General features: G+C 67.2%; 20 protein-coding genes. 9 read left to right on the top strand and 11 right to left on the bottom strand.

The window, feature by feature from the left end:
• Positions 1-12: 12 nt before the first annotated feature.
• The 4 genes from AB0M51_RS13275 to AB0M51_RS13260 are packed head-to-tail and all read right to left on the bottom strand — an operon-like array spanning position 13 to position 6,449.
• Positions 13-3,180: a hypothetical protein gene (locus AB0M51_RS13275; RefSeq protein ID WP_363749400.1), complete on the bottom strand. Its 3,168-nt coding sequence runs from the start codon at positions 3,178-3,180 to the stop codon at positions 13-15.
• On the bottom strand, positions 3,177-4,646 hold the full coding sequence (locus AB0M51_RS13270) for an extracellular solute-binding protein (protein WP_363749398.1): 1,470 nt from the start codon (positions 4,644-4,646) through the stop codon (positions 3,177-3,179). The genes AB0M51_RS13275 and AB0M51_RS13270 overlap by 4 nt, the downstream gene beginning before the upstream one ends.
• A gap of 29 nt (positions 4,647-4,675) precedes the next feature.
• A complete protein-coding gene (locus tag AB0M51_RS13265; protein ID WP_363749396.1) occupies positions 4,676-5,524 on the bottom strand; it encodes a carbohydrate ABC transporter permease in 849 nt (282 codons plus the stop codon).
• Entirely contained in the window at positions 5,508-6,449 is a 942-nt protein-coding gene (locus AB0M51_RS13260; protein WP_363749394.1) for a sugar ABC transporter permease, read from the bottom strand. The genes AB0M51_RS13265 and AB0M51_RS13260 overlap by 17 nt, the downstream gene beginning before the upstream one ends.
• A gap of 147 nt (positions 6,450-6,596) precedes the next feature.
• Here AB0M51_RS13260 and AB0M51_RS13255 point away from each other — a divergent pair, with 147 nt between their 5' ends.
• The 9 genes from AB0M51_RS13255 (at position 6,597) to AB0M51_RS13215 (ending at position 18,798) form a co-directional block, all read left to right on the top strand.
• Positions 6,597-7,721 (top strand): LacI family DNA-binding transcriptional regulator, encoded by a 1,125-nt coding sequence (locus tag AB0M51_RS13255; RefSeq protein WP_363749392.1) that lies wholly within the window; start codon positions 6,597-6,599, stop codon positions 7,719-7,721.
• A 37-nt stretch (positions 7,722-7,758) separates the two neighbouring features.
• On the top strand, positions 7,759-8,775 hold the full coding sequence (locus AB0M51_RS13250; RefSeq protein WP_344187560.1) for a LacI family DNA-binding transcriptional regulator: 1,017 nt from the start codon (positions 7,759-7,761) through the stop codon (positions 8,773-8,775).
• Positions 8,772-9,428 (top strand): DUF1961 family protein, encoded by a 657-nt coding sequence (locus tag AB0M51_RS13245; protein WP_344187561.1) that lies wholly within the window; start codon positions 8,772-8,774, stop codon positions 9,426-9,428. The genes AB0M51_RS13250 and AB0M51_RS13245 overlap by 4 nt, the downstream gene beginning before the upstream one ends.
• A 128-nt stretch (positions 9,429-9,556) precedes the next feature.
• Positions 9,557-10,174 (top strand): DUF624 domain-containing protein, encoded by a 618-nt coding sequence (locus AB0M51_RS13240; protein WP_344187562.1) that lies wholly within the window; start codon positions 9,557-9,559, stop codon positions 10,172-10,174.
• A gap of 10 nt (positions 10,175-10,184) precedes the next feature.
• Entirely contained in the window at positions 10,185-11,732 is a 1,548-nt protein-coding gene (locus AB0M51_RS13235) for an extracellular solute-binding protein (protein ID WP_344187563.1), read from the top strand.
• Positions 11,733-11,735: 3 nt separating this feature from the next.
• The gene (locus tag AB0M51_RS13230; RefSeq protein ID WP_344187564.1) at positions 11,736-12,716 is read left to right on the top strand and encodes an ABC transporter permease subunit; all 981 of its coding nucleotides are present in this window, start codon (positions 11,736-11,738) and stop codon (positions 12,714-12,716) included.
• Positions 12,717-12,725: 9 nt separating this feature from the next.
• On the top strand, positions 12,726-13,613 hold the full coding sequence (locus AB0M51_RS13225; protein ID WP_344187565.1) for a carbohydrate ABC transporter permease: 888 nt from the start codon (positions 12,726-12,728) through the stop codon (positions 13,611-13,613).
• On the top strand, positions 13,610-16,126 hold the full coding sequence (locus AB0M51_RS13220) for a Tat pathway signal sequence domain protein (RefSeq protein WP_344187566.1): 2,517 nt from the start codon (positions 13,610-13,612) through the stop codon (positions 16,124-16,126). Before AB0M51_RS13225 ends, AB0M51_RS13220 begins: the two co-directional genes overlap by 4 nt.
• Entirely contained in the window at positions 16,099-18,798 is a 2,700-nt protein-coding gene (locus tag AB0M51_RS13215) for a Tat pathway signal sequence domain protein (protein WP_363749388.1), read from the top strand. Before AB0M51_RS13220 ends, AB0M51_RS13215 begins: the two co-directional genes overlap by 28 nt.
• Positions 18,799-18,857: 59 nt before the next feature.
• Here AB0M51_RS13215 and AB0M51_RS13210 read toward each other — a convergent pair whose 3' ends face one another.
• The 7 genes from AB0M51_RS13210 to pdxS all read right to left on the bottom strand — a co-directional run bounded on the left by AB0M51_RS13210 (position 18,858) and on the right by pdxS (position 25,433).
• Positions 18,858-19,622 (bottom strand): YebC/PmpR family DNA-binding transcriptional regulator, encoded by a 765-nt coding sequence (locus tag AB0M51_RS13210; protein WP_344187568.1) that lies wholly within the window; start codon positions 19,620-19,622, stop codon positions 18,858-18,860.
• A gap of 33 nt (positions 19,623-19,655) precedes the next feature.
• The gene (gene pdxT / locus AB0M51_RS13205) at positions 19,656-20,261 is read right to left on the bottom strand and encodes a pyridoxal 5'-phosphate synthase glutaminase subunit PdxT (protein WP_344187569.1); all 606 of its coding nucleotides are present in this window, start codon (positions 20,259-20,261) and stop codon (positions 19,656-19,658) included.
• Positions 20,258-20,809 (bottom strand): hypothetical protein, encoded by a 552-nt coding sequence (locus AB0M51_RS13200; RefSeq protein ID WP_344187570.1) that lies wholly within the window; start codon positions 20,807-20,809, stop codon positions 20,258-20,260. The genes pdxT and AB0M51_RS13200 overlap by 4 nt, the downstream gene beginning before the upstream one ends.
• A gap of 37 nt (positions 20,810-20,846) precedes the next feature.
• Positions 20,847-21,728, bottom strand: a complete 882-nt coding sequence (locus AB0M51_RS13195) for a carbohydrate ABC transporter permease (protein ID WP_344187571.1) — start codon at positions 21,726-21,728, stop codon at positions 20,847-20,849.
• Complete coding sequence (locus tag AB0M51_RS13190) at positions 21,725-22,714, bottom strand: sugar ABC transporter permease (RefSeq protein WP_344187572.1); 990 nt, start codon at positions 22,712-22,714, stop codon at positions 21,725-21,727. The genes AB0M51_RS13195 and AB0M51_RS13190 overlap by 4 nt, the downstream gene beginning before the upstream one ends.
• A 2-nt stretch (positions 22,715-22,716) precedes the next feature.
• Positions 22,717-24,132, bottom strand: a complete 1,416-nt coding sequence (ngcE, locus tag AB0M51_RS13185; RefSeq protein WP_344187573.1) for an N-acetylglucosamine/diacetylchitobiose ABC transporter substrate-binding protein — start codon at positions 24,130-24,132, stop codon at positions 22,717-22,719.
• A gap of 407 nt (positions 24,133-24,539) precedes the next feature.
• Positions 24,540-25,433: a pyridoxal 5'-phosphate synthase lyase subunit PdxS gene (gene pdxS, locus AB0M51_RS13180; RefSeq protein ID WP_344187574.1), complete on the bottom strand. Its 894-nt coding sequence runs from the start codon at positions 25,431-25,433 to the stop codon at positions 24,540-24,542.
• Positions 25,434-25,468: the final 35 nt, after the last annotated feature.

The following is a 25,468-nucleotide window of genomic DNA, read 5'->3' as shown; positions in this document are numbered from 1 at the left end:
TTCGTCGGCCCCTCAGTCGACCCGGACGTAGTCGATGCCGCCGGTCCAGGTCATCGACAGTGAGCCGATTCGGTAGCTCCACCGGTTCAGTGGCTGGACCAGCAGTTGGTCCACCGTTCCCGTCCACCCCGGTACGTCGGCCATGTCGAGCACGTATTCGACGTACCCGGCTCCCGGTGTCAGAGCAAAGGTGAGCCCCTTGCCGCCGTCCTCGTTGCGTTGTGGCCACCCCGTCGCCGGCCGATCGAACCGCGGGTGTTCCGTGGTGGTGAACAACAGGTACGCCGTCGGCCGGTTCTCCGGGTTGTTCATCCTGATCCGGACGTAGCGGTGCTCACCGGCGTCGATGCCGAGACCGGCTGGTGAGTAGAGCATCGGCTCGTACCCGGTCTTCGCGGTCAATTTGCCATCGGCAACTGCCACTGGCATGGTCTTGTCCGGTTCCTGGACCACCTCGGCACTGCTGAAGGTGCGGAACCGCAGGCTGCGCTTGCGGCTGGCTTCCGGGCCGCGCAGCAGCGCACCACTGTCGACGGTGTAGAACTCTCCGCCGGACGGGTAGAGGCCCTGGTCGTTGTAGCCGATGCCGTACGTCGATCCGCCCGGCGTCAGGTACGGCGCAGACACGAGGACGGCGTACGTCGCCTGTGGGTCGAGTCCGTGCAGGTTCGGATTGATCGTGACGAAGCCACCTGCGGCGCTGACCTGAGCTGCCGGGACGGCACCGGTGAACAGCCAGTCGGCGATCTGGTTCTTGTCGTCGAGCCGGACGACCTGGAGGAAGAGGCAACTCGCGGGTGTGCCGGTCTTGTACGCCCACAGATCGAGGCGCGCGAGGCTGCCGGACGGTACCTGGAACGATTGCGCCCGCGCGGTGGACCACACGATGTCGGCGTGCTTGACGAACGTACCGGTGCTGTTGTCGATCGCCGGGCTGAGCTGTGCAGCCGGCGTCCCGGCCGCTGGACAACTGTTGTCCGGGTTGATCCGCCACCCGTCGGCGGCGGCGAAGTCCCAGGAGTACTTCGGCGCGGCAGCGAAGGAGACGCTGTCCACCGAGATGGTGCCGTCGGCACCGGCGAATTCGAGTGAGATCTGGTCGATCCTGTCCCGCCAGTCCGGGTTGTCTGTCAGCGGGATCACATAGTCGGTGTAGCCGACCGTGATTCCTTGCGGCTGCGCGGCGTTCACGGCGAATGCCTCGTGCCCGGTGCGACCGGTGGAGGTACGGAAGGTGAGGACGCCTTGTGTGGCGGGCGTGCTGTTCAGCATCCGCGCGTGGATCGATCGGTGGTCCGCGGCGTCGATTCCCAGGTTGGCCGGGGAGCGCAGTGTCGTCGTACTGCCGGCACCGGTCACCTCCAGCTTGCCGCGGGTGACCGTGAGCTTGTCGTCGCTGTGCCAGCCCTGGGTGTCACCGTTGACCGAGAACGTCCACTCGCCGGCCGGGTCGGAGGATCGTGTCGCGGCGGAGTAGCCGATGCTCGGCGCCCAACTGACTGTGCCGTCGCCGCTCGCCTCGAACCGGATCTGCTCGCCCGCCCGGACGCGAAGATCGTCGACGGAAGTGGGTTGATCCTGAGTTGCCGAAACGGCCCTCTGCAGCAGGGTGCGGTTGCCGATCGTCACCCGAACCGCGGCGGCGCCGGTCGTCGTCAGCGCGTTGCCGCGGATGGTGATCACGCCGTCGTGCGGCACCGTCCAGGTGCGTGCGACCGCGGCGGCCTCTCCGGCGGTGAGCGTGAAGCGATCGACGCCAGCCGTACCGTCGTGGTAGTCACCGGTCGCCTGGTCGCGGGGCAGATCCTGCCACTCCGACGTCAACCGCTGGGCGCCCCACCCGGACTCGGTGCCGTACTCGGCGGCGGCGTTGTGGAGGTCGCCCGGATCGGCGATCTCGATGTTGTCGCTGACCGTGAAGTTCGCCGTCGTACCGCCGAACTTGGCCTCCAGGAAGGCGTGCGGCTCGGAGTAGAGGTTGCCGTCGACGGCCGCATGGACCGGGACGCTGCCGCCCAGTTGCCCCACGGAAGCCCCGGCCGGGTAGGGAATGCGGGAGCCGCCGCCGTTGCCGGCGAACGCGTTGTCCGCGGTGACGTTCGCCGTGTGTACGTCGCGGGCGCCGTGGATGGCGAGGTACTCGATGGCCCCGCCGTAGTTGTTACCGAAGTAGTTGCCGCGGATCTCGACGTTGCTGGTCCGGATCTCGTGGTCGATCGCGACCATGTCCGGGTTCATCGTGTTCGGCGTGTTCACGAACAGGTTGTTGGTGATCAGCAGCCGGTGGACGCCGCCGAGATAGATCCCCGCGGTGCCGTACGTCGTCCGGCAGCTCACCTCGTCGTCGAAGATCGAGTTCATCACGATCGCGTCCTGCACCCGTCCGAGTGCCAGCGCGTCGGGACAGCCGTTGCCGACCTGTGTCGGGGTGGGGCCGGGATTGTTGCCGTCGTCGTCGTGCAAGTAGAGCCGGTCGAAAACGGCATGGATGAACGCGTTCTCTCCCGCGGTACCGGGCCCAGGGTCGGCGGGTAGGTCGGTCGGCGAGGTGAGGCTGCGCGTGAGGATGCCGTGGGCGTTGTGGCTCGACTCCACGCGGGTTACCCGCAGCCCGTCCAGTACCGAGTCCGTCAACGTGTACGGGCCGGCGTTGGTGACCAGCAGCCCGACATTCGAGTTGTCGTGCACGGAGATGTCGGAGAACTCCACGTCCTGGTGCCCCGGCGTGTTGTAGTCCAGCCGGACGCCGTAGGTCATCCGCGACTTGCCCGTGTCGGTCTTCGAGCCGACGTCGAGATCGCGCACCCGGACGTGGTCGACGTTTGTCAGCGTCAGACCGGTCTTCGACGTACTGTCAGTGATCCTCGGACGCACTCCTGTGCCGTAGGCACCGATGGTGATCGGTGCGTCCGCCGTACCCGAGTCGTTGAAGGTGAGGCCGTCGGAGAAGCTGGACCCTCGCTCGAGCAGCAACTGGTCCCCGGGTCCGAAATCGAAGGCGTTCGCGGGTCCGAAGCCGCACCAGGGCTGTTCCGGCGACGTCCCGGGTCCGGTGTCGCTGCACCCCGCGCGATCCGAGATGTAGTAGGTCGTCCCAACGACAGCTGTCGCAGTCGGCGCGGTCAACGCAGTACCGGCGAGCGCCGCGCCGACCAGCGCCGCCAGGCTGCGGCGCCTCATGCCTTCGCCCAGTCTTCTTTGTCCCAGCCGTTCTTCTTGACCAGTTCACGTGTGCTCTTGGTCCACATGTCCTGCAGGTGGTCGAGCTCCTGGTCGAGGGGCTTCGTACCGAGCAGGTAACCGTCGTACAAGCTCAGCTCCGTGGTGCCGGCTGGGCCGCTCGGCAGTCCGCCCATCCGCATCGGCTCGCTCCAGACACCGCTGATCATTCCGGCCACGCCCTTCGGGACCCTCGCGCCCTTCACCGCGGGAATCCCGCCGGTCGCGTCCAGCCAGGGCTGGATCTTCGCAGGCACACTCATCCACTGCAGGAACTTGACCGCGGCGTCCCGGTGCTTGCCGTCGAGGGTGGACGGGATCATGTACGACGTCCCGCCGACGCTCGTGCCGAACCGTGCCGGCGCACCGGTCGACAGCGGCGAACTGCTCGCGGTGATGGTCGGGAACGGCATGCTCGACACCTTCCCCTGCAGGTCGCCGAGCGCGCCGTACCCGAACGGCACGCCCCAGGCCATCGCGGCCTTGCCCGCCTGGAAGTCCCGCAGGTTGACCACCGAACCCGACGAACTGGCGACACCTGTCCAGTTCTTCGTCGCGCCCGCGTCGAACAGTTGCTTGAGCAGCCGCAGCGACTCGGCGACCTCCGGCGTACCGTGCGCACTGATGTCACCTGTGAGGATCGCCCGCGCCCAGCTCTTGCCCTTCGGCGACAGGTACTCAGCCTGACCCTCGTTGCCCTTGGCATCGTACTTGTTGATCTTGTCGAAGTACTTGTCGAGCATCATGTTGGCGATGGTCTTGACGGTCCAGCCGACGCCGAGGTCGGAGTTGTCCATCGCCAACGGGGTGTACCCGGCCGCGATCAGCTTCGGGCATGCCGCGAGCAGGTCGGCGAACGTCGCGATCGGCGCTGTCACCCCGGCCTTCGCGAACGCCTCGGTGTTGTAGTACACCCCGACCGCCACCAGGTTGAACGGAATGTACTCGAAGTCGCCGGACGTCGTACTGACGACGTTCGGCAGGCCGGGAGCGAAGTACCGCTGGTCGAACAGGTCCAGCCATTCCTTGTTGCCCTCGACGTACGGGTTCGGCTTCTTCAGTGCGTCGGTCAGCGGATAGATCATGTGCGGCTCGTGCGCCGCCTGGCTGAACACCAGCTCCGGCGCGCTGCCGGCTGACAACTGGGTGGCGAGGGTCTGCTTGAACTCCTTCAGCGGCAGTACGACGGTCTTGATCGAGATGCCCGGCTCGTCGGCGTGGAAGCGGGCGATCAGCTCCTCCCACGGCTTGCCGAAGCTGGCACCGTCGGAGTTCCACTGGTTCGGACCGGCAAGCGTGATCTGCAGGTCGCTGCCGCTACCGCTGCCGGACGAACAGGCACTCAGGCCGAAGGTGCCGGCCAACGCGCCGCCGAGCGAGCCGAGCAGCAAGGTACGCCGGCCGAACGGGGTGCTGACGGGATTCATGACACGGTCCTCTCGTGAGGGTGTGGTGATCACTTGCCGGTGCCGGGCAGACCGCCCTGCACGCCGGCCAGGAACCACTTGGACAAGAAGGTGAAGACGAGCAACAGTGGGAGGCTCGCCAGCGTGTAGCCGGCGAACAGCGGCCCCCAGTTGGTGGCGTTCTGACCCTGGAAGAAGGACAACCCGACCGGGATGGTGCGCAACGAGTCGTCGGTGATGACCAGCAGCGGCCAGAAGAACTCGCCCCAGACACTGATCACCGTGATCAGCGCGACGGTGCCGATCACCGGCAACGACAGCGGCAGCATGATCGACACGAACAGCCGAAACCCGCCCGCCCCGTCGACCTGGGCGGCATCGAACAGTTCCTGCGGGATCTGCTGGACGAACGTCCGCATCAGGATCGTCGCCAGTACGACGCTGCCCGCGATGTGTGGCAGCACCAGGACGGGCAGGGTGTTCAGCAGATGCAGGTCGCGCATCAGCACGAACAGCGGGATCAGACTGCTGATGTTCGGCACCATCATCAGCGCGGCGATCATGCCGAACAGCAGGTTCCGGCCGGCGAAGGCGTAGCGCGCGAACAGGAAGCCGCTGACCGACGCCAACGTGAGTGTCCCGACGATCGACAGCGCGGCGACCACGACCGACGTGACGAAGTACGGCTCGATCTGCCGCCAGGCGACCGCGTAGTTGCCTAGGTCCAGCGGCCAGGACGGCATCCAGTAGCTGGCCGTGAACTGCTCGTCGGTCTTGACCGAGGTCATGATCATGAACAGATAGGGGAACAACCCGGCCAGCACGAGCACGCTGAGCACCGCGACGACGATCGGCTGGCGGCGCCGTCCGCGGGCCGGAGCCTCAGTGACCGCGGACATCGCGGGCCTCCCGCCTGCGGATCGCCATGACCACGCCGCTGAGCGCGAGCGTGATGACGAACAGCGCGGTCGACAGCGTCGTCGCGTACCCCCAGTCGCTGCCCTGGAACGCGACACCGATCATCCGCAGTACCGGAACCTGCGTCGCGTTGTCCGGACCGCCGCCGGTGACCAGGTAGGCGGCGAACCCGTACTGCAGTACAGAGATGGTGGCGAGGAAGAACAGCAGCCGGATCTGCGAAGCCAGCAGCGGCAGGTCGATGACGAATACCCGCCGCAACCGGGACGCACCGTCCAGCGCTGCCGCCTCGAACACCTCTCTCGGGATGTTCTGCAGCGTGGTAAGGAAGACCAGGAACGGCAGACTGGCGATCCACGGAAAGCCGATCATCAGCAACGCGCCGAGCGCGGTCCGCGGGTCGCCCACCCAGTTCAGCGCCAGGCTGTCCAGGCCGATCGCCTGCAACGCCCTGTTCAGTACGCCGTTGTTCGGGTCGTAGATGAACGACCAGACCAGGGTCGTGACCACACCGGGGAATGCCAGCGGGGCGATCAGTAAGGTCCGGAAGACGAACTGCAGCCGCTCACTGCGGAGGCTGATCACCAGTTCCGCGGCGAGCAGCGGGAACACCCACATCAGCGTCACGGACGCCGCGAAGATCACCCCGAGGTTCCGGAACGACCGCCACCAGAGGTCGTCGGCGAACATCGTCCGGTAGTTCTCCAGCCCGACGAAGGGCGAACTGAAGCCCGGTCGCCAGTCGAAGAACGAGTGCAGCACCCCGCTGATCGCCGGGTAGTACTGCAGCACGCCGAGTACGGCGAACGTCGGCAACAGCCCGAGGTAGATCAACCACCCGGACCGGCGCCGCCGTGGTCGCGGCGCCGCTCTGACAACCGCGGCCGCTCTGACGACCTCCGTCATAGAACCCTCTCCTCACCGACCGACAAACGCTTTCCGATGGACAGGTTTGCGCGGTGTTGGCGTTTCGTCAATATGTTGAAGGAGTTTGAGCGATGTTGCGAGATAGGCTAGAGTCCACTGCATGACGAAGCACGAACGGCTGCTCGCGTGCTAGCCGCCGAGCGGCGGTCGCGGATCATCGCGCAGGCCCGGCGCTCCGGCGCGGTCCGGGTCACCGACATCGCCGGCGCCCTCGGCGTCTCGGAGGCGACCGTGCGACGCGACCTGGACTCCCTGGTCGCCGACGGGCTGCTCGACAAGGTGTACGGCGGTGCCACGCTGAGCACTGCCGGACCGGTCACCGCGGCCATCCAGGTCGGCGTCGTGATCCCGGCCGCGACGGCGTACTACCCGCGGATCCTGGACGGAATCCGCGACCGGGCGGACGACCCCGACGCCGGCCTGACCGTGAACCTCGCGCTCTCCCGCCGCGGCACGGACCCGACACTGGAGTCGATCGTCGGCAGTGAGCGGGAGCTGATCGGCGGACTGATCGAGTCCGGCGTCAACGGCCTGCTGCTGCTGCCCGCGTTGGGCAGCCGGCAGCAGCACAACGCCGCCGTCCGGGAGTACGAAGCGTGGCTGTCGGAGCTACCGGTTCCGGCCGTCCTGATGGAGCGCGAGCTGCCGAGCATGTTCCTCGACGGCCCCAGCTCGATCCGGACCGCCCACGAGCGCGGCGCCGCAGGAGCAGTCCGACACCTGTCCGAACTCGGCCATCGCCGGATCGCGTTACTGGCCCGCACCGACACCCAGACCGCCGAGCTCGTCCACCACGGCTGGCAGCACGCGATCGCGGAGCTCGACCTCCCGGCGGACGTCCCGTTTCTGGCCGGCAAGAGCGCGCTGGACTGGCCGGGTTGGAGTACCGCCGATCTCGACCTGATCCTCGACCAGCTCCGTGACCAGGAGGTCACCGGTCTGCTCTGCCACAGCGACGAGGACGCGTTGACCCTGCTCCGGCACGCCCGCGCCCGCGGCGTCGACGTACCGGGCGACTTGTCGGTGGTTGCGTACGAGGACGAACTGGCAGCGTTGGCACACCCCGCACTCACCGCGGTTGCGCCACCGCGCCGCCAGGTCGGCCAACTCGCCGTACAGATCCTCCTGGGGCTGATCAACGACCAGGCGCGAGACACCGTCAGCCATCTGACGTTGGATCCGCAGCTGATCACCCGCTCCAGCACCAGCCGGCTCCTGGTGGATTTAGACGATTCAATCGGGGCTGACTAGACTGCCCGGGACCGAGTCGGCTGCTGGACGGGGGATGATGGCGACGCCCAGCATCAAGGAGGTTGCGCGGCAGGCCGGGGTGTCGGTGGGGACGGTCAGCAACTTCCTGAACCGGCCGGCGATCGTGGCGCCGGCGACGCGGAAGCGGGTGCAGGACAGTATCGACGCGCTCGGCTTCGTGCGGAACGAGGCGGCGCGGCATCTGCGAGCGGGCCGGAGCCGGACCGTCGGGCTGGTGGTGCTCGACGTCACGAACCCGTTCTTCACCTCGCTCGCCGAGGGGGCGGAGTCGCTCGCGTACGAGGACGACACTGTGGTGATGCTGTGCAACAGCAAAACCGACCCGGTGCGCGAGATGCACCACCTCGACCAGCTCGAGCAGCAACGCGTGATGGGCGTGCTGATCACCCCGTTCGACAGCAACGACCCGCAGCTCGGCGCGCTGGTCGAGCGCGGTACGCCGGTGGTGCTCGTCGACCGTACGGCGGACCGCGGGCTGTGCTCGGTGTCCGTCGACGACCAGCTCGGCGGGCGACTCGCCGGCAGCCACCTGATCGAGTGCGGGCATCGCCGGATCGCCTTCGTCGGCGGGCCGTTCAGCATGCAACAGGTTGCCGACCGCAAGCAAGGCATCAGCGCGGTGGTCGCGGGCGCGGACGGCGTCGAGCTGCAGTGCCACGAGGTCGACGTGATGGGCGTCGTCGAGGGCCGCGCGATCGGTGAACGGATCGCCGCGATGCCGGCCCGGTCCCGCCCGACGGCAGCCTTCCTCGCGAACGACCTGCTCGCGCTCGGATTCCTGCAGGGAATGGCGGTGGCCGGCCTGCGGGTCCCGCGGGACATGGCGATCGTCGGGTACGACGACATCGACTTCGCCCGCGCCGCCGCCGTACCGCTGTCGTCGGTGCGGCAGCCGGCCGAGCTGCTCGGGCGGTCCGCGATGGAGCTGCTGCAGGAAGAGGTCGAGGACGCCGAGCAGCACCGGCACCGGCAGGTGATCTTCCAGCCGGACCTGATCGTCCGCGAGTCGAGCGATTTCCGACGCCGTCGATGACGCCGACTCCGCCCGACGACGAACACGCGTCCGCCGCCGTGCTCTACGAGAACCCTCTCGCCTCGGCGGACGACCTCGGCGGTTTCCGGCTCGAAGGCGACGGTACGACGTCGTTCCCGCTCGGCCGACTCCGGTTGGAGAGCCTGCAGCCGGACGCGAACGTGGTGCTCTGGTGCCCGGAGGACTTCCCGCCGGACATCACCGTCGAGTGGGACTTCTGGCCGGTCCGCGAGCCTGGCCTCTGCATCCTGTTCTTCCACGCGCGGGGCCGCGCCGGTGAGGACCTGTTCGACCTGCGACCGCGCACCGGGCCGTACGACCAGTACCACCACGGCGACCTCGACACGTACCACGTCTCGTACTTCCGGAGGCGCTGGGCGGAGGAGCGGGCGTTCCACACCTGCAACCTGCGCAAGAGCTACGGGTTCCACCTGGTCGCGCAGGGCGCCGACCCGATCCCGGACGTCGCGGACGCCGACGGGCCGTACCGCCTGAAACTCACCGTCCGGAACGGCGAAATCTCCTTTGCGATCAACGATCTGGTCAGCTTCCGTTGGCAGGACCAACACCCGCTGGCCGGCGGCAAACTCGGCTTCCGGCAGATGGCACCGCTGATCGGCGAGTACGCCAACCTGCGCGTCAGCCGGCACTGAGCTGCCGCCGCGGCGCGCGAATCTCCTCGTGACCGGTCCCTGACAAACGCTTTCCAACGTCTTGACATTGAGACGATTCAACCATACGGTCACACCACTTTTCACCGTTGAAGAGGGCGGGAACCGGCATGGGCACTGGGTGGGCCATCAAGCTGTACGGCGTTGCGGACGAGGTCGTCTGGACGATCAAGCTCAACGCGCTGTGGATCCTATTCACGCTGGCCGGCGGTATCGCACTGGGTATCGGCCCGGCCACGCTTGCCGCATATTCACTGGCCAGACGCAGGTCATCCGATGAATCGTTTCATGCGTTCCCCGCTTTCCGTGCCGCGTTCCGCCAGGAGTTCCGGCGCGGCACGGTCCTGGTGCTCCCCCTGGTCGCGGTCGCCGTCGTCCTGGTCGGCAACTACCTGTACTTCGCCGCGCTCGGGGCCGCGCTCCCCCGCCTGGCCAGCCTGTTCGCGCTCGTCGCGCTCGGGCTGATCGCCGCCTACGCGTTCCCGATGGCCGTGCATTTCGACCTCGGCGTCCGCCTGTTGTTGCCCAAGGCATCGCTGCTCGCGCTCGCGCGGCCGGCGTCGTCCCTGGTCCTGCTGTTCGTGGCGGTCTCCGTCGGCTACCTGTCGGCGCGCTTCCCGGTGTTCGGGATCGTGCTCGCAGGCGGCGCGTGGATCCGCCTCGACACCTGGCTCTGCCTGCGCTTCTTCGCCGAGAACGACGCGCGCCTGCACCCCAGTAGTAACTGAAAGGGAACCAATGACCATCTTCTCTCCCCGGCGGCTCGCCGTCGCCGCAGTCACCACGGCCCTGCTCGCCGCATCAGCCTGCTCCGGCGGCGGTGGCGACTCCAAGGGCCAGGAGGCAAGCAACGAACTGACCGTGATGGCACCGCTGTTCGGCACCGCGCCGGATCCGAACGGCGAGCTGCAGCAGGCGGTCGAGAAGCTGATCGGCAAGAAGCTGCAGATCACCTGGGTGCCGAACGCGGAGTACGGCGACAAGTCGAACGTCACGCTGGCCTCGGACAAGATCCCGGACATCATGGTCGCGAACGAGAAGAGCCCGTCGTTCGTGAAGGCGGCCGAGGCCGGTGCGTTCTGGGACCTGACCGGCAAGCTGGACAAGTACCCGAACCTGAAGCCAGCCGACCAGCAGACCGCGAAGAACTCGCAGACCAACGGCAAGACGTACGGCATCTACCGCGTCCGGCCGCTGCTCCGCTCCGGCATCGTGATCCGCAAGGACTGGCTGGCGAAGCTGGGCCTCAAGGAGCCCGAGACCGTCGACGACCTGTACAACATCGCGAAGGCGTTCACCGAGAAGGACCCGGACGGCGACGGCAAGAAGGACACCTACGGGCTGATCATCCCGAAGTGGCCCGGCGGCTACGCGAGCGCCAGCCCGTACGACGTGATCGAGACCTGGTTCGGCGCGCCGAACGGCTGGGGCGAGCGGGACGGCAAGCTGGTGCCGGGCTTCGACACGCCGGAGTTCCTGAAGGCCAACGAGTGGCTGCGCAAATGGGTGCAGGAAGGCCTGGTCAACCCGGACTTCGCGACCCTGGACAGCGCGAACTGGAACGACCCGTTCGTGCAGGGCAAGGGCGGCATGATCATCGACGTGAACGTGCGGGCCACGCAGTTGCTCGACCTGTTCAAGGAGAAGAACCCGAAGGACTTCGACAAGGTCACGCTGGTCGGCAACCTGAAGGGCCAGGACGGCCAGAAGCACTCGTACCCGTTCACCGGCTACAACATGGTGATCGCGATCTCCAAGCAGCACGTGCGGACCGAGCAGCAGCTGGACGACGTACTGAAGACGCTGGACAAGCTCGAGTCCAAGGACGGCTCGATCCTGCTCACCAACGGGATCGAGGGCCGCAACTTCAAGGTCGACGGCAACTACGCGGTGCCGATCAACCAGGACGACCCGAAGGTGAAGGCGATCCAGAACGACGTCGACAAGGGCTTCATCCAGCTCGGCACCCGGGCGTCGGTCGGGCTCGGCGCCTACGCGCTGCGGCCGAACGACGAGGCCAGCCGGAAGATGCGGGAGAAGTTCGACGTGCTGATGAACGAGGACCTGAAGACCGCGGTGTTCAACCCGGCGCTCAGCATCATCGCGCCGACCGCGATCGCCAAGGGGCAGACCCTGGACACGATCATCCCGGACGCGCGGATCAAGTACCTGTCCGGCGCGATCACCGAGGACCAGCTCAAGGCGCAGATCAAGCGCTGGTACGACAGCGGTGGCACGGACATCGCCAAGGAGGTCAACGACCTGTCCGCCAAGGCGGGCGGCTGACCGATGGCCACCGACCTCGTACCGGAGGTGGTGCAGCCGGCCGCTGACGACAAGCGGCCGGCCCCCACCCCGAAGCGCCGTACTCGCGGGCGTGACCTCTGGCGCTACCGCTGGCTGTACCTGCTGCTGTTGCCGGGCCTCGTGTACTTCGTGGTGTTCAAGTACCTGCCGATGTACGGCCTGACGATCGCGTTCAAGGACTACGTACCGTTTCTGGGCTACTCGGGCAGCGAGTGGGTCGGGCTGAAGCATTTCCAGGAGCTGTTCAGCGGACCGGACTTCGGACGGTTGCTGTTCAACACCCTGTTGCTCGCATTGTTGACAATCCTCTTCGTCTTCCCGGCGCCGATCGTCGTCGCGCTGTTGCTGAACGAGTTGCGCGTCAATGTGCTGAAGCGGTCCGTACAGTCGCTGGTCTACATCCCGCACTTCCTGAGCTGGACGATCGTCGCGTCGCTGACCTACCTGCTGTTCTCGGTCGACTTCGGCGTGATCGCGAACTGGATCCACAGCATCGTCGGCGGGCAGAAGACGGACTACGTCGCGCAGGCGGCGTGGTTCCGGCCGCTGATCGTGCTGCAACTGCTGTGGAAGCAGACGGGCTGGGGCACGATCATCTACCTGGCCGCGCTGGCCGGGGTGGACTCGCAACTGTACGAGGCGGCCCGCGTGGACGGGGCCGGACGGTGGCGGCAGTTCTGGCACATCACGCTGCCGGCCATCCGGCCGACGATCGTGGTGATGGCGATCCTGACCTCCGGACACCTGATGGATTCCGGGTTCGAGCAGATCTGGCTGATGACGACCTCGCTGAACCGTGACGTCGCGGACGTGTTCGACACGTTCGTCTACTACATCGGCATCACCCAGGGCTCGTTCAGCTACGCGACCGCGGTCGGTCTGTTCAAGGGTGTCGTCGGCGTGATCCTGATCTTCGGCTCCAACCTGCTGGCCAAGCGCATGGGCCAGCGCGGCCTGTTCTGAGGAGGCGAAATGAAACAACGAGTGCGGTACTACGACTCCGTCGGTAGCCGGGTCTTCGACGTCGTCAACGTGGTCTTCCTGACCGGTTTGGCGCTCGTGACGGTGCTCCCGCTGCTCTACGTGCTCGCCGGGTCGTTCGCGACCGAGTCCGAGATCAGCTCGCGGCCGTTCTTCCTCTGGCCGCACAAGTTCGTCACCGACACGTACCACTACATCTTCTCGACCGACACGTTCGTCCGGGCGTTGCTGACCACCGTCCTGGTGACGGCGGTCGGCACGGTGATCCAACTGGTGCTGACGCTGACCATGGCGTACCCGCTGGCGAAGCGGTTCCTGCCGGGGCGGGCGCTGGTGCTGAACCTGGTGATCTTCACCCTCGTGTTCAGCGGCGGCATGATCCCGACGTACCTGGTGGTGCGCGACCTCGGGCTGCTGGACAGCTACTGGGCGCTGATCCTGCCGCTGGCGATCAACCCGTTCTACCTGATCGTCGTGAAGAGCTTCTTCCAGGAGTTGCCGGAGGCGCTCGAGGAGGCTGCCCGGATCGACGGGTGCAACGAGCTGAACGTGTTCCTGCGGATCGTGCTGCCGTTGTCGAAGCCGATCATCGCGACGTTCTCGCTGTTCTACGCGGTCGGGATCTGGAACGACTACATGTCGCCGCTGCTCTACATCGACGACAGCCACAAGTGGACGTTGCAGATGATCGTCCGGCAGCTGACCGCGGCGAACGCCGACTCGGCGAACGTGCTGCAGCAACTGGAGACCGTGACGTTCCCCGAGCAGGGCCTGAAGTTCGCGGTCGTGGTGGTGGCGACGCTGCCGATCCTGTTCTTCTACCCGTTCCTGCAGAAGCACTTCGCGAAGGGCGTACTGATCGGCTCGGTGAAGGAATGACCACACTTCATTGGCTGGAAACTCCTTGTAGACAGGGCGTTTCCTGGGGAGTGCCGTGGCCGCGCGGAAAGGTTGCCGAGGGCACCCGGTTCGCGTTGGCCGACGGTACGCCGGTGCAGAGCTGGACGACCGCCACCTGGCCGGACGGGTCGGTCAAGTGGTCGGCGCACGCGATCGGCCCGGCGCAGCGGCCGGAGCCGTCGTACGAGCTGATCACCGGGGAGCCGGCCACTCCGCCGCGGCCGGTCACGGTGGAGCAGGCGGACGGCGAGGTCCACGTGCGGACGGGGGACCTCACCTGGACGTTGCGTACGCCGTACCTGATCGCGTCGATCAGGTCCGGCGATCGGGAGATCGTCCGCGAGGTGCGGCCGGTCAGCATCCGGGACGGGCAGCAGACGACGGGGATTGTCGACAATCTCATTGTCGAACAGGACGGGCCGGTGCGGGCCGTCGTCCGGCTGGAAGGCAGGCACCGCGACTGGCTGCCGTTCTCCGTGCGGCTGTACTTCTACGCAGGTGCCACCGACGTACGGGTCGTGCACAGCTTCGTCTGGGACGGGGATCCGGAGCGGGACTTCCTGGCCGGGCTCGGGATCAGCGCCGACGTGGTGATGCGCGACGAGCCGCACAACCGGCACATCCGGCTCGCCGGCCCGTCCGGGTTCCTCACCGAGGCGGTCCGCGGCCTGACCGGCCTCCGGCGCGACCCGGGCGAGGAGGTACGCCGTCGGCAGGTGGCCGGCGAGGCCGTCGACGAGATCCCGAACCCGGAGGTGGCCGACCGCCTGCACCTCATCCCGCAGTGGAACGACTACACGCTCGACCAGAACAGCGCCGACGGCTTCACGCTGCGCAAACGCACCGGCCCCGGACACGCGTGGGTGACGATCCCGTCCGGCACCAGAGCACCCGGTTACGGATACGTCGGTGGCGCGAGCGGCGGGCTGGCCTTCGGCCTCTGCGACTTCTGGAAACTACATCCGACCCGCCTGGACATCCGCAACGCCGCAACCGATGTAGCCAGCGCCACGGTGTGGATGTGGTCCCCCAGCGCACCGCCGATGGACGTGCGTTCCTGGCATGACGGCATGGGCCAGGAAACGTACGCCGAGCAACTCGAAGGTCTCGAGATCACCTACGAGGACTACCAGCCGGGCTTCGCCAACGCGCACGGCATCGCCCGTACGCATGAGCTCCGACTGCGCGTTCACGACACCACGCCGTCGGCGGCCGAGCTGGCCGAGCACGTATCGCTGCTGAACTCCCCAGGTCTGCTGACCGTCGCCCCGGCGCGGCTGTTGGAGGCAGGCGTGTTCGGCACCTGGAGTCTGCCGACCGCGGACCACCAGGACATCGAGGCCCGGCTGAACTTTCTGTTCCAGTACTACGTCGCACAGCGCGAGGAGCGACGCTGGTACGGGTTCTGGGACTACGGCGACGTCATGCACACGTACGACGCCGACCGGCACACCTGGCGGTACGACGTGGGCGGCTTCGCGTGGGACAACTCCGAGCTCTCCCCCGACCTGTGGCTCTGGTACCAGTACCTGCGGACCGGCCGCGCGGACGTGTTCCGGTTCGCTGAGGCGATGACCCGGCACACCGGTGAGGTCGACGTACACCATCTGGGCCGGTGGAAGGGCTTGGGGTCGAGGCACAACGTGCAGCACTGGGGCTGTAGCTGCAAGCAGGTCCGGATCTCCAGTGCGATCTACCGGCGCTTCTACTACTACCTGACCGCCGACGAGCGGACCGGCGACCTGCTGGACGAACTCGACGGCATCGAGGAGACGTTCCTCACCACCGATCCCCAACGCAAGGTGCGGCCGGACGTCTACTCCCCCGACCTGCATGCGCTGTCGATCGAGCTCGGCGTCGACTGGGGTGCCTTGGCGGCCGCCTGGCTCACGAAGTGGGAGCGGTACGGCGACGAGCGCGCCCGGGCGCGGCTCTTGGGGACCATGGCCGACATAGCCGCCCTGCACTATGGCTTCCTCACCGGCAACGCCCGGTTGGACCTGTCCACCGGCCGGTTCGACACCAGCCGGCGAGGCATCGCGGTCTCGCACCTCTCCAGCCTCTTCGGGCTCCCTGAACTCTGTTCCGAGCTGATCGACCTCGACCTCGACGTACCGGGCTTCGAGAAAGCCTGGCTCGACTACTGCCGGCTTTACCTGCTCTCACCCGAAGAGCAGGCCGCCGAGCTCGGTCAGCCACTGCAAGGCATCTCGCAAGAGCTCGCACACAGCCGCCTGGCCGCGTACGCCGCCGCGCGCACCGGCGACCCCGAGCTGGCACGGCTCGCCTGGCGGAAGTTCCTTGTGGACAAGGCCGAATGGAAGACCACCCGCGTCGACGGCTGCCTGATGCCCGTCGACGAGGCCGCCTTCATCAGCACCAACGGCGCAGCGCAGTACGCGCTCGCAGCGATCCAGAACCTGTCCCTGATCCCCGAACACCGAAACGACAGAGGTGGAACGGCATGGAGGTTTCCCGACGCACCGTCCTAGCAGGGATGGCCGCCGTACCTGCGGTGTCCCTGCTCGACAACATCCAACCCGCCACAGCCACAGCAGCCGGCGCTCCGGACGTGAAGCTCAGCTGGCTCGAAGGCAAGCCCACCACGGCCGCCGTCACGACGTGGGGCACGCCGTGGCCGAAGGGCGCCGTACCGGCGAACCAGTCCTTCGCGCTCACGTCCGCGGACGGCGCCGCCGTACCGCTGCAGAGCTGGCCGACGGCGTACTGGCCGGACGGCTCGCTCAAGTGGAGCGCCCACGCGATCGCCGTGGACGCACCCGCCGAGTCCTACACGCTCGGCCCCGGTACGTCGACCGCGCCGGCGCAGCCTGTCACGGTCGACGACGAGAAGCTGTACGTCGACGTGAACACCGGTGTGATCAAGGTACGGATCCGGAAGAGCGGGACCGATCTGATCAGCCACATCTGGCGGGGCGAGGTACTGATCGCGCACAAGGGCCGGCTGATCAACCTCAAGCAGGACAAGATCGCCGACGACGAGGAAGGCGGTGCCGTCCGGGAGCGCTTCGACAGCGACATCACGAAGGTCACCGTCGAGCAGTCCGGTCCGGTGCGCGCCGTCGTGCGGATCGAGGGCCGGCACAAGTCCCGCAAGGGTGTGACCTGGCTGCCGTTCTCGGTCCGGCTGTACTTCGTGGCCGGGGCGGAGAACGTACGGATGGTGCACACGTTCGTGTACGACCGCGACGGGCAGAAGGACTACGTCGCGGGGCTCGGTGTGCGGTTCTCGGTGCCGATGCGCGACGCGGCGTACGACCGGCACGTCCGGTTCGTCGGCGAGGGGCACGGCATGGTGTCCGAAGCCGTGCAGGGCATCACCGGGCTGCGGCGTGATCCGGGCGCCACCGTGCGGGCCGCGCAGATCGCCGGGACCAAGCTGGCCGATCCGGCGACCTGGGACCAACGCGTGACGACGCGGCTGCAGTGGATCCCACAATGGAGCGACTACTCGCTGAGTCAGTTGACCGCGGACGGGTTCACCGTCCGCAAACGGACCGGTACCGGCCGCGGGTGGATCTCGGTCGACCAGGGCAAGCGTGCGTCCGGGCTCGGGTACGTCGGCGGCGTGAGCGGCGGGTTCGCCTTCGGGCTCAGGGACTTCTGGCAACGGCACCCGACCCAGCTCGACATCCGCAACGCGGCGAGCGACGACGCCGAGGTCACCGTGTGGCTGTGGTCGCCGGCTGCCGGAGCGATGGACACGCGGTTCTACCACGACGGCATGGGCGAGGACACATACCCGAAGCAGCTGGACGCCCTCGAGATCACCTACGAGGACTACGAGCCCGGCTTCGGTACGCCGTACGGCATCGCCCGCACGTCGGAGCTCACCTTCTGGGCGCTCGCAGCGACGCCGACCGCGGCCCGGCTCGGGGACCTGGCCGACCAGGTGCGGACGCCGCCGCAGCTGATCAACCCGGTGGATCACCTGGTGTCGGCGAAGGTCTTCGGCGGGCTGTTCACGCCGGTGGACCGTTCGGTGCCGGCCAAGAAGGCGATCGAGGACCACCTGGACTTCCTGTTCGACTACTACCGCGGGCAGGTCGAGTCGCGGCACTGGTACGGGTTCTGGGACTACGGCGACATCATGCACACGTTCGACGAGGACCGGCTGGTGTGGCGGTACGACGTGGGCGGGTACGCGTGGGACAACTCCGAGCTCTCACCGGACCTCTGGCTCTGGTACGCGTTTCTGCGGTCCGGGCGTGCCGACATCTTCCGCTTCGCGGAGGCGATGACCCGGCACACCGGCGAGGTCGACGTGTATCACCTGGGCAAGTGGGCCGGGCTGGGCACGCGGCACGGCGTACAGCACTGGGCGGACAGCGCGAAGCAGCAGCGGATCAGTACGGCGGCGTACCGGCGGTTCTACTACTACCTGACGGCCGACGAGCGTACGGGCGATCTGCTGTCGGAGCTGGTCGACTCGGACCAGACCTTCCTGGTGCTGGACCCGCTGCGGAAGATCCGCACCGAGCCGTACACGCCTGATCCGCACGCGCTGTCGATCGGCCTCGGCACGGACTGGAGCGGCCTGGCGGCGGCCTGGCTGACCGAGTGGGAGCGGCAGGGACCGAAGGCGGACGTGGCGAAGGCCAAGCTGCTCGGGACGATGGAGACGATCGGGGCGATGCCCAACGGGTTCGTCACCGGGAGCGGGCTGTACGACCTGGACACCGGGCGGTTCGCGCCGGTGACCGCGAAGACCGTCAGCGTGTCGCACCTGAGCGCCATGTTCGGCGAGGTCGAGATCTGCGCGGAACTCATCGACCTGGTGGACATGCCGGCGTTCGAGAGCGCGTGGCTGCAGTACTGCCGGCTGTTCAACGCCACCCGTGCGGAGCAGACCGCCGAGTGCGGGGCGTACTTCGGCAACCTCATCCTGCGGCAGGGCCACGCGCGGTTGACGGCGTACGCCGCCGTCCGCCTGAACCGCGATGACCTGGCAACCCGCGCCTGGAAGGAGTTCTACACCGGCGACGGCTACGCGCCGACGCTCCCCTGGTCCGCCGAGGACGTCACCACCACGCTCAACCCGAGCAAGGCCGCCAAGTGGGTCTCCACGAACACGACGGCGCTGTACGGACTCGCAGCCATCCAAACCCTGGCTTTGGTCGGGGACAGCATCGTCAATCCGTAACGCCGAGGGCCTCGCCGGTCGGTCAGCTGATCGACCGGAGAGGCCCTCGGGTTCGAAGGTCAGGCGTTGACGGCTTCCATGATCTCGTCCGAGACGTCGAAGTTCGCGTAGACGTTCTGGACGTCGTCGCTGTCCTCGAGGGCGTCGATCAGGCGGAAGATCTTGCCGGCGCCGTCGGCGTCCAGCTCCACCGTCATCGACGGGACGAACTGGACGTCGGCGGACTCGTAGTCGATGCCGGCCTCCTGCAGCGCGGTCCGGGCCGCGACCATGTCGGTGGCCTCGGTGACGACCTCCCAGGACTCGCCGAGGTCGTTCACCTCGTCGGCTCCGGCCTCCAGCACGGCCTCCATCACGTCGTCCTCGGACAGCGACTTCCCGTCCTGCTCCTTGTTCAGGACGATGACGCCCTTGCGATTGAACAGGTAGGCGACCGAGTTCGGGTCGGCGAGCGAGCCGCCGTTCCGGGACATCGCCGTACGGACGTCCGCGGCCGCCCGGTTCCGGTTGTCGGTGAGGCACTCGACCAGCATCGCCACGCCGTTCGGGCCGTAGCCCTCGTACATGATCGTCTGGTACTCCGCGCCGCCCGCCTCGGCACCGGAGCCGCGCTTGACGGCGCGGTCGATGTTGTCGTTCGGGACCGAGGACTTCTTGGCCTTCTGGATGGCGTCGTACAGGGTCGGGTTCCCGCCGGGGTCGCCACCGCCCATCCGGGCGGCCACCTCGATGTTCTTGATCAGCTTCGCGAAGAGCTTGCCGCGCTTCGCGTCGATGACGGCCTTCTTGTGCTTCGTGGTGGCCCACTTGGAGTGGCCTGACATGGCGAACCCAACCCTTCTGACTGCTACGAGCGTCTAGAGGCCGCGGACCAGCTCGGCGAAGTAGCCGTGCAGCCTGGCGTCCCCGGTCATCTCCGGATGGAACGACGTGGCCAGCAGCCGATCGTGGCGAACCGCGACGATCCTACCTGCGGCCGGGCCCGACCTCACCGTCGAGAGTACCTGTACGCCCGGACCGACGCGCTCCACCCACGGTGCACGGATGAACACCGCGTGGTACGGCGTGTCGAACCCGGGGCCCAGGTCCGGGAACTCGAGGTCGGCCTCGAACGAGTCGACCTGCCGCCCGAACGCGTTCCGCCGGACCGTCACGTCCAGCCCGCCGAGCGTCTCCTGGCCGCTGATGCCGCCGGTGATCTCGTCCGCGAGCATGATCATCCCGGCGCAGGTCCCGAACACCGGCATCCCGTCGGCGATCCGCTTCTGCAGCGGCTCGAACAGCTCGAACGAGCGGGCCAGCTTGTACATCGTGGTGGACTCGCCACCGGGAAGCACCATCGCGTCGACCCGCTCGAGCTCCGCGGGCCGCCGTACCGCGAGCGCCTCGACACCCACCGACGTCAGCATCGCCAGGTGCTCCCGCACGTTGCCCTGCAGGGCGAACACACCAATGGTCGTCACAACGTCACTCTCCGTTGCCAGTTGAGGGTGACCTCGATGCGGCCCTCGTCATACACCGCCGGGAGGTCGTGCTGGTGCAGGAGCCCGAGCACGTCCTCGAGGAGCGGCTCACCCGGCGCGACGTTGGCGGTGTCGGGATGCCAGAGCTTGAGCTCGAGCATCCCGAAGTCGACCGCGTGCCAGACGTCGGTGTCGGTGAAGAACACCAGCCCCTTCGGGTCGTCGGCGGCCTCCAGCGCCTGCCGGGCGGCGTGGTGGTCCGTCGTGTACCGGACCACCACCAGGCCCTGCGCCTCCAACTCACCGAGGACGTCGTCCAGCCGGTCCGGATCCGTGATCGCGGGCCAGCCGGCGGCCTCCTGGTCCAGGTCCATCACGGCCTCGCCGAGCAGCAGCGGCACCAGCGCGGCGGCGTCCATCGCCGGCGCGTCCTCCTGCACCGCCTCGGTCAGCGCCGCCGTGATCGCCGCATGGTCCGCATATCCGGACCGCACCAGGACGCGGGCCAGGCCGCGCAGTTCCCGGGCGGTCCGCTCGTCGACGCGCATACCACCAAGCGTAGTGCAGGGCGACCTGCCCTACGGCCTACTTGACACCGCCGGCGGTGGCGGAGGCCTGCAGTTGGCGCTGGAAGACGATGTAGACGACCAGCACCGGCGCCACGGTGATCACTACGGCGGCGAACAACGCGCCGAAGTCCACCGCGTACCCGGCCTGCGACGCGAACGACGCCATGCCCTGGGAGAGCACGTAGTTGTTCGAGTCGGTGTTCAGCGCGACCGGCAGCAGGAACTGGTTCCACAGACCGAGGAAGTTGAAGATGGCAACCGACGCCATACCGGGCCGTGCCATCGGCAACATCACCGAGAAGAACGAGCGCCACTCCCCCGCGCCGTCGATCTGCGCCGCCTCGTACACCTCGCCCGGCAACTGCTTGAAGAACGAGTGCAGGAAGAACACGGTGAACGGCAGCGCGAACGCGACGTACGTGATGATCAACCCTGGCAAGGTGTTCAGCAGCGAGAGGTTCTTGAGCACGAAGAACAGCGGCACGATCGCCAGGAAGACCGGGAAGGTCAGGCCGGCCAGCATCGCGTAGTAGATCAGCCGGTTGCCGGGGAACGTGAACCTGGCCAGCACGTACGCGCACATGGCGCCGAGGACCATCACCAGCACCAGTGCGCACCCGACGACGACCACCGTGTTCAGGAAGTACCGGCCGATACCGGCCGTCGTCCAGGCGTTCGCGTAGTTGCTGAACCGCAGCTTGCTCGGCAGCGACAGCGGGTTGCCGAGCACCTCCTGGGTCGACTTGAACGAGGAGATCAGCGTCCACACCAGCGGCAGGACCACCAGCAGTGACCAGATGATCAGCGCGACGTGGGCGGTGGCGGCGACGCCCCGGCCCTCGCGGGCCGCGTGCACCTGAGGGCGGGAGGCGGTGACCGGTTCGGCGGTCGTAGTCATCGGCGTACCTTTCGCTCACGTCCGCCGGTCAGGGCGTTCACCAGGAAGACGATGAACGAGAACAGCAGCGTCACGGCGGCGAGGACCACGCCCATCGCCGTCGAGTAGCCGAACTGCCCCTTGGTGAAGGCGGTGGTGAACAGTTGCTGGGGCATGACCAGGGTCGAGTTCTGCGGGCCGCCGCCGGGGTTCAGCGCCTGCATGTAGACGAACGCGTCCAGCGCGGCGATCCCGAGGTAGATGTACGCCGTCTGCACGTTGTCCCGGATCAGCGGCAGCGTGATGCCCACCGCGGTCCGGAACCGGCCGGCGCCGTCGATCCGGGCGGCCTCGAAGACCTCCGGGTCGATACCGCGGATGGCCGCGATGAACAGCACCATGTAGAAGCCGACGCCGCCCCAGATCATCACGAACATCGAGACCGGCATCGCGGTCCGCGCGTCGCCGAGCCAGGCGTAGTTCGCCATCTGGTGCAGCCCGATCTTCGACAGCACGGCGTCCAGGATGCCGGAGCCGGGCGTGAACACCTGCGCCCAGATCAGGCCGATCACGATCGCCGGGATGACGTACGGGAAGAACGAGACGATCCGGTAGAAGCTCGAGTTCTTCAGCCCACGGACTGTCCCGGTACCCGAGCCGCCGGTCGTCACCAGCGTGGCCAGTGTCAGCGCCAGCACGATCGTGACGATCGGCACCACGATCGCGAGTTCGACGTTGTTCCGGACGGCCTTCAGGAAGATGTCGTCGTGGAACAGCTTCACGTAGTTGTCGAAGCCGACGAAGTTCATCCCCGAGCTGAACCCGGACCAGTCGGTCAGCGAGTAGTACAGCGCCTGCACGAACGGGGAGACCACGAAGATCACGAAGATCGCCAGCGGCAGGCCGAGGAACACGACCATGAAGCTGACCCGGTCGAAGGTCAGCGGCCGGCGCCGCCGGGTGACGGATCGCTTGGATCCGGCACCCGGCACCACATCTTGCGTCACGGTCACTTCGTGACCGGAATCTTCTTGACGGAGGGGTCGTTGCGGACCTTGTCCATGATCTGCTGCAGGCCCTTCGTCAGGCCGGCCGCGTCCAGCTGGCCGGACAGGAACGAGTTCCAGACCACCAGCTGGTCGGTGTTCATGCCGTACAGGCCGAACACCTGGTAGTCGAAGACGTTCGTGCCGGCGGCGTCCAGCATCTGGGTCTGCGACTGCAGCGCGGTCGAACCGAAGCCGTCGGCGGGGACGAGGCCCTTGACGATGGTCGGCGCCAGCCGCGTCTTGGCGAAGTTGGTCGCCGCGTCCTTGGACAGCATGGCCCGCAGGAGTTCCTTGCCGCCGGCGGCGTTCTTGCCCTTCGACGGGACGATGTACGGCTCACCGGCCGCGCTGCGCAGCGACGCGTACGGCAGCTTCGGGCTGTCGGTGAGCGTCGGCTCCGGGACGCCCTTCATGTCGAAGCCCGCCTTGGTGGCCTTCTTCATCTCGTTCTCGATCCACGAGCCCGAGGGGTAGAGGATGGCCTGCTGGTCGTTGCTCCACTTCGCCTGCGCGGCGGTGAACTGGGTACCGGCGCCACCGGGGACGAAGTACCCGTTCTTGACCATGGTCTCCAGGGCCTTGAAGATGCCCTGGAACTGCGGCATCGACCACGCGTTCGGCTTCAGGTTCTCCAGCGCCAGCCGGACCTCGTCGCCACCCTCCTTGATCGCGCCGTCGACAGCCATCGTGTGGTAGTAGGTCGCGGCTTCCTTGCCCCAGACGAACAGGTACTTGCCCTTCGCCTTGGCCTTGGCGCCGAGGTCGAGAAGCTCGGGGTACGTCTTCGGCGGGGTCCAGCCGTTCTCCTTGAACAGGCTGTCGGAGTACCAGATGCCGTACAGGGTGAGGACGTAGTTCATCGCGACGAACTTGCCGTCGAACGTGCCCGGGTTCTTCGCGCCCGGGTACAGGGTGTCGGCGATCTTCGTGCCCTCGTAGTTGTTGGCCTCGAAGAGGTCGTCCAGCGTCTCCAGCTGGTCCAGGATCGTGTTGAAGCCGATCTGGCCGGCACCGGAGTTGTCGATCAGGTCCGGCGGGTTGCCGCCGACGAATCGCGGCTGCAACTGCTGGGCGATCTGGGTGGACGGCGCGACCTTGAACGTCGAGCCCGCGTGCTTCTTCTGCGCGATGTCCGCCGCGAACTGCACATAGTCGTAGCCGTAGCCGCCGTTGAAGATGACCGCGTCGACGGTGGACTTGTCCGCCATCCCGAACGGGTTGTCGGCGCTCTTCGTCCCGGTCGAGCCGGAGTTGTTGCTGCCGGTGTTGCCGCTGCTCGCGCAGCTGGCGAGCGTGCCGCCGAGGGGAAGCACCGCGGCCGCCGCCAGGCTCCCCCGTAGGAGACTCCGGCGTCCGATCTTGCTGGTCTCGCTCATGTGGTCCTGCCTCTTCTCACTAGATTCCCGACGGTGCTGTTGGCACCTGCCCCTTGTGCTGAGCGTCCCCCGGTCCGTAGGCGGCCAGCGCTCGACAGCGGTACGCACTCGAACGCGTACCCCCGCTCAAGTAGTTTCGCATTGTCTTTGCCAAAGTCGTTCGGCGTCAAGCCTTCGGACGGCGAGTCCTGGACCCGCCGATCGACGGGCTTCCACCCCTGAACCCCTTGCAAATACACGCCCCCACGCTTGCCCTCCTGCACCCGCTCCGCGACCGACGCGCCGAATCCGATCCCATTTCGTAACCTCATGGCAAGTGGAGAGCTGCTCGAAAATACAGAAACCCGATCATCGGCGTGCAGCCGGTGATCGGGTTTCTGGATTTGTACTTACTTACATTGGCCTACTTACCAGCCGCGCTCGGCCAGCCGGTGCGGCTGCGGGATCTCGTCGACGTTGATCCCGACCATCGCCTCGCCGAGGCCGCGGGAGACCTTGGCGATCACGTCGGGGTCGTCGTGGAAGGTCGTTGCCTTCACGATCGCCTCGGCGCGCTGCGCCGGGTTGCCGGACTTGAAGATGCCGGAGCCGACGAACACGCCCTCGGCGCCGAGCTGCATCATCATCGCCGCGTCCGCCGGGGTCGCGATCCCGCCGGCGGTGAACAGTACGACGGGCAGCTTGCCCAGTGCGGCGACCTCCTTCACCAGCTCGTACGGCGCCTGCAGCTCCTTCGCGGCGACGTACAGCTCGTCCTCCGGAAGGCTCTGCAGCTTGCGGATCTCCTGGCGGATCTGACGCATGTGCGTGGTCGCGTTGGAGACGTCGCCGGTGCCTGCCTCGCCCTTGGAGCGGATCATCGCCGCGCCCTCGGTGATCCGGCGGAGCGCCTCGCCGAGGTTGGTCGCGCCGCACACGAACGGCACCGTGAACTGCCACTTGTCGATGTGGTTCGCGTAGTCGGCCGGGGTGAGCACCTCGGACTCGTCGATGTAGTCGACGCCGAGGCTCTGCAGCACCTGCGCCTCGACGAAGTGACCAATCCGGGCCTTGGCCATCACCGGGATCGAGACCGCGCTGATGATGCTGTCGATCATGTCCGGGTCGCTCATCCGGGAGACGCCGCCCTGGGCGCGGATGTCGGCCGGGACGCGCTCCAGCGCCATCACCGCGACCGCGCCGGCGTCCTCGGCGATCTTCGCCTGCTCGGCGGTGACGACGTCCATGATCACGCCGCCCTTGAGCATCTCCGCCATGCCGCGCTTCACCTTCGCGGTGCCGGTCTGGTTGTCCTGGCTCACTGCATCCTCCTGGTCGTGGGGCTCGTTTTCCAGGT

Source organism: Kribbella sp. NPDC051137 (assembly GCF_040682535.1).
In the GTDB taxonomy this organism is placed as follows: domain Bacteria; phylum Actinomycetota; class Actinomycetes; order Propionibacteriales; family Kribbellaceae; genus Kribbella; species Kribbella karoonensis.
Note: the sequence above shows the minus strand (reverse complement) of the source record. Positions and strands in the feature narration are given on the sequence as shown.